Genomic DNA, 5,041 nt, shown 5'->3' on the forward strand with positions numbered 1-5,041 from the left:
ACCAGATGCTGGGCGCTGACGGCAAGAGCCTGCCCTACCTCTGGCTGGCAGGCCCTATCACCGGCCTGCTGGTGCAGCCCGTCATTGGCGCCATGAGCGACCGCACGACCCACCGCCTGGGCCGGCGCACGCCTTATTTCCTCATCGGCGCGCTGATCTGCTCGCTGGGCCTGCTGGCCATGCCCTTCAGCCCTGCGCTGTGGTTCGCGGCCGGCCTGCTGTGGATCCTGGACGCCGCCAACAACGTGACGATGGAGCCCTACCGCGCCTACGTCAGCGACCGGCTTCGCGAAGAGCAGCACGCCAGCGGCTTTCTCACGCAGGCCTCGTTCACCGGCCTGGCGCAGACGCTGGCCTACCTCACGCCCAGCCTGCTCGTTGCCTTCGGGATGAACAAGGACGCTTTGGGCGCCAACGGTATCCCGGTCGTCACGACGCTGGCCTTCGTCATCGGCGCGCTGCTGTCGTTCACGACGGTGTGGTGGTCGGTGCGCCGGGTGCCGGAGCTGCCATTGCCGGCTGAAGAGATCGCCCGCCTGCGCGCGCTGCCCCATGGCCTGGGCGCGACGCTCACCGAGATCTGGGCCGCGCTGCGCGACATGCCAGCCACGATGCGGCGGCTGTGGTGGATGGCGCTGTTCCAGTGGTACGGAATGATGTGCTACTGGATCTACATCGTGCCGACGCTGGCCGCGACGGTCTTCGGCACGGACGACCCGCACAGCGCCGGCTTTCGCGACGCGGCCTTGCTCAACGGACAGGTCGGCGGCTTCTACAACGCCGTCGCCTTCGTCGCCGCCTTCGCGATGGTGCCGTTCACCAAACGCCTTGGCGCGAAATGGGTGCATGCCTTCGCACTCGCCTGTGCGGCCGCCGGCATGTGGGCGCTGCCCGGCATCCATGACAAGACCTGGCTCTTCCTGCCCATGGTCGGCATTGGCCTCGCCTGGGGTTCCATCATGGGCAACCCCTATGTGCTGCTGGCCGGCAGCATCCCGCCCGAGCGCGCCGGTGTCTACATGGGCATCTTCAACATGTTCATCGTCATCCCCATGCTGATACAGGCGGTGACGCTGCCCCTGTTCTACGACGGCCTGCTGGGCGGCCGACCCGAGAACGTCATTCGCCTGGCCGGCGTGCTGCTGGCGCTCGCTGCGCTGTGCGTGCTGGCAGTCAAGAGTCCCAAGTCCTCATGAAGAACCAAGTCCAGCTCATCACCYATGTCGACCGCCTCGGCGGCCAGCGCGACGGCGCCGACCTGGCACGGTTGCACAAGCTGCTCTGCGAGCCGGACTCGCCGCTGCACGGCGTGTTCGGTGGCGTGCACCTGCTGCCGTTCTTCCATGCCATCGATGGTGCCGATGCTGGCTTCGACCCCATCGACCACACGCAGGTGGACCCGCGCCTGGGCGCCTGGGATGACATCAAGGCGCTGACCGAGGATCTGGACGTGATGGCCGACGTCATCGTCAACCACATGTCCAGCGAGTCGCCGCAGTTCCTCGACTACGCCGAGAAGGGCGAGGTCTCGGCCTACGCGGGCCTGTTCCTGACGCTGGACGCTGTCTTCCCGGAGGGCGCCAGCGAGCGAGACCTGCTGGCCGTCTACCGCCCCCGCCCCGGCCTGCCGCTGACCTATGCCACGCTGAAGAACGGTGAGCGCCGCATCCTGTGGACGACTTTTACCGCTGCGCAGGTGGACATCGCCGTGCGCCACCCCCAGGGCCGCGCCTACCTCGCTGGCATCCTGCGCACCTTTGCCAGCAACGGCATTCGCATGGTGCGGCTGGACGCCGTCGGCTACGCCATCAAGAAGGCCGGCGGCAGCTGCTTCATGATGGCCGAGACCTTCGACTTCATCGCCGAGTTCGCGGGCGAAGCGAGGGCGCTGGGCATCGAGGTGCTCGTCGAGATCCACGCCTATCACCAGCGCCAGATCGAGATCGCTGCCAGGGTCGACTGGGTCTACGACTTCGCGCTGCCGCCACTGGTGCTGCACGCCTTCAACTTCCACACCGCCGCCGCGCTGAAGCGCTGGATCGACATCCGCCCGACCAACGCGCTGACCGTGCTCGACACCCACGACGGCATCGGCATCATCGACATCGGTGCCGACGCGAGCGACCGCGCGGCCCACCCCGGCCTCGTGCCGCCCGCGGAGCTGGACGCGCTGGTGGAGCGCATCCACGCGGCCAGCGGCGGCGAGAGTCGGCGCGCCACCGGGGCCGCGGCCAGCAATCTCGACCTCTACCAGGTCAACTGCAGCTTCTTCGACGCGATGGGCCGCGACGAGACGGCCTATCTGCTGGCCCGTGCCCTCCAGTTCTTCCTGCCTGGCGTGCCGCAGGTCTATTACGTCGGCCTGCTGGCCGGCCACAACGACATGGCCCTGCTGGCACGCACGCAGGTCGGCCGCGACATCAACCGCCATCATTACAGCGAAGGCGAGATCGCGCGCGACTGCGAACGCCCCGTGGTGCGCCGGCTCATCGAGTTGATCAGGCTGCGCAACCAGCACCCGGCGTTCTGCGGCGAGTTCCGCGTCGAGCCCAGTGGCGACGACGAGTTGCACCTGCGCTGGCAGTTGCACAGCGAATGGGCGGCGCTGCGGGTCAACTTCCGCGACCTCACCCACGAGTTGAGCCACAGCGGCGAGGGCGGTGGCCGGGAGACCTTCGCCTTCAGTTGAGCGTCAGCCTCGGTCGCCAGAATGCGCCGCAGTACAAACCTGTGGAGACCCGAGCATGTGGAAGTTGATCGTCGGCTTCATCGCCTTTGCCGCGCTGGCGCTTTTCATCCTGACCAAGAGCGGCGGCAACATCGACCTGAGCGGTGAGAAGCATGACGTGACGGGTGGACACGAGCCTGCAGCTTCTGCAGCGGCTTCGGCCGCCGTCGCCGCTGCGGCCGAAGCGGCGTCCGCCCCGGCTTCTGGCGCGTCGCAGTAAGCCTATGCCGGCTCGCCGCTGGCTCGTTGCGGTGCGTTGAGCGGCAGCCGCATCAGCATCTGCGTGCCCTCGCCCGGCGAGGAGCGCACCTCGATCTGGCCGCCCAGCACATTGGTCACGATGCTGTGCACGATGTGCATGCCCAGACCCGAGCCGCCGGTGCCCAGCTTGGTGGTGAAGAAGGGGTCGAAGATGCGCCGCCGTACGGACTCGTCCATGCCGCGGCCATCGTCCGTCACGCTGAGCTCGACCTGCTCTTCGTCCAGCGCCGCGCAATAGACCTTGACGTGCCCCTGTGCCGCGCTGTCGAAGCCGTGCAGCAGCGCGTTCATCAGCAGATTGGTCAGCACCTGGCCGAGCGCGCCGGGATAGCTGTTCATCACCAGGCCATGGCAGAGCTCGGTGTCGATGACGAAGGGCGTGTGCTTGAAGCTGGGCTCGACCATGACGAGCACGTCCTCGACGACCTTGGCCAGGTCGAAGTCGCGCCTGAGGTCGGCCGTCTGGTCGATGGCCACCTGCTTGAAGTCGCGCACCAGGTCGGCGGCCTTCTGCACGTTGCGCTGCAGGATGTCCTGGCCGCGCCGCGTGTCGCGCGCCAGTTCCTCCAGCGTGCTGCGGCGCATCTGCACGCTGCCCGACAGCATGGCCTCGAGCTGCTTGTAGCGGTCGTCCAGGGCCGACACCACGGTCAGTGCATTGCCCAGCGGCGTGTTCAGCTCATGGGCAACGCCCGCCACCAGACGGCCTAGCGACGCGAGCTTCTCCGACTCGACCAGCTCGCGCTGCGCCTTCTGCAGCGTTTCCAGCGCCTCGGACAGTTCGGCATTGCTGGTCGTCAGCTCGGCCGTGCGCTGGGCGACGGTTTCTTCCAGGTTCACGTTGTGCTGGCGCAGCGCCTCRAAGGCCGACAGCAGGGCCTGGCGCATGCGCTCCATCGCCACGCCCACGCGTGCGATCTCGTCGGCGCCGGCCACACGCAAAGGCTGGTCCAGCCGCCCGGCCGCCAGCGCCTCGGCTGAGCCGGTCAGCTCGGTCATGGGCCGCATCACATAGCGCTGCAGCACCCACAGCATCAGTGCCAGCGACAGCGTCAGCGTCAGCATGCTGCGCCAGACCGTTCGCCAGACCTCGGCCTGCTTGGCCTGCAGCAGCGGCGCGGCGCTCATGCGAACGGTCAGCTTGGCGATCTCGCGGCCGTCGCGCTGGATGGGCCGGGTCTGGCTCAGCACCAGATCGCTGTCGCCCTGCTCGCCAGCGCGCTGCTGCGACAGGAAGGGGGCCGATGACGCCGGCTCGACGACCTGCACCGACACGAAGCGTGGGTCGTCCATCTGCGCCTTGACCATGGGGTCAGCCAGGTCCGGCGAGACCTGCCAGACCGGCTCGGCCAGCGACAGGGCCATCACCTCGGTGGCGCGTGACAGGTCGCGCTTCAAGTCCTCCATCGCGGTGGCGCGGGTCTTCTGGCCGTCATAGAGCAACACGGCCGTTGTCGGCAGCAGCAGCCCCAGCAGCAGGGCCAGCACGACGGCGAAGGTCAGGGAACTGCGCTGCCAACCGTATGCAGGTGCGGGCGTGCGGGGCAAGGCGATAGGCGGCAAGGGGCTTTCCGGCATGGGCGGCGCGGAGACGAGCGCTGGCAGCGCGAACACGGCACCGAGGCGGCCAGAGTGTAGGCCCGGCAAAAGCGGTGCAAATGCGCATTCAGACCCGGTGGAGGGCGGGTTTTTCCTGGGGGAGAGGGGCTGCTGGGGGCGGGGGGGCTGGCCCCACAATCCGCGGCCATAAACGCGCCCCGGTGGCGCTTGTCCTGGAGAAAAACAGTGAAGCGTTGGGTTGGCCTGGCGGCCTTGTTCGCTGCCTGTATTGGTATGAATGGCGCATTCGCGCAAAGCACCCTGCGCATCGGCATGGTGGCGGGCTTTTCAGGGCCCGTGGCCGGCATCGTGCAGGAGAGCGCCGAGGGGGCGAAGCTGTACTTCGACTCGGTCAATGCGCAGGGCGGCATCAAGGGTCAGAACATCGAGCTCGTCACGCAGGACGACAAATACGACCCGGCGACCGCCGTGGCCGCTGCCAAGTCCCTGGCC

5 protein-coding genes are annotated in these 5,041 nt (G+C 67.8%); 4 read left to right on the top strand and 1 reads right to left on the bottom strand.

The window, feature by feature from the left end:
* The 3 genes from AC1DU6_RS19750 to AC1DU6_RS19760 all read left to right on the top strand — a co-directional run.
* Positions 1 to 1,196, top strand: a 1,196-nt coding sequence (locus AC1DU6_RS19750; protein WP_477859055.1) for an MFS transporter, incomplete at its 5' end; no start/stop codon positions are given.
* On the top strand, positions 1,193 to 2,689 hold the full coding sequence (gene gtfA, locus AC1DU6_RS19755; protein ID WP_477859057.1) for a sucrose phosphorylase: 1,497 nt from the start codon (positions 1,193 to 1,195) through the stop codon (positions 2,687 to 2,689). The genes AC1DU6_RS19750 and gtfA, both read left to right, overlap by 4 nt.
* 55 nt (positions 2,690 to 2,744) lie before the next feature.
* Positions 2,745 to 2,948 carry a hypothetical protein gene (locus AC1DU6_RS19760; protein WP_477859059.1) on the top strand — a complete coding sequence of 68 codons (204 nt, stop codon included), beginning with the start codon at positions 2,745 to 2,747 and terminating at the stop codon, positions 2,946 to 2,948.
* Between the two features lie 2 nt (positions 2,949 to 2,950).
* On the opposite strand, the gene AC1DU6_RS19765 is transcribed toward AC1DU6_RS19760, so the two are convergent.
* Entirely contained in the window at positions 2,951 to 4,537 is a 1,587-nt protein-coding gene (locus AC1DU6_RS19765; protein WP_457392940.1) for a sensor histidine kinase, read from the bottom strand.
* A 237-nt stretch (positions 4,538 to 4,774) separates the two neighbouring features.
* On the opposite strand from AC1DU6_RS19765, the gene AC1DU6_RS19770 reads away from it, so the two are divergent.
* Positions 4,775 to 5,041, top strand: a 267-nt coding sequence (locus AC1DU6_RS19770) for an ABC transporter substrate-binding protein (RefSeq protein ID WP_477859062.1), incomplete at its 3' end; no start/stop codon positions are given.

Source organism: Roseateles sp. P5_B10 (assembly GCF_056400485.1).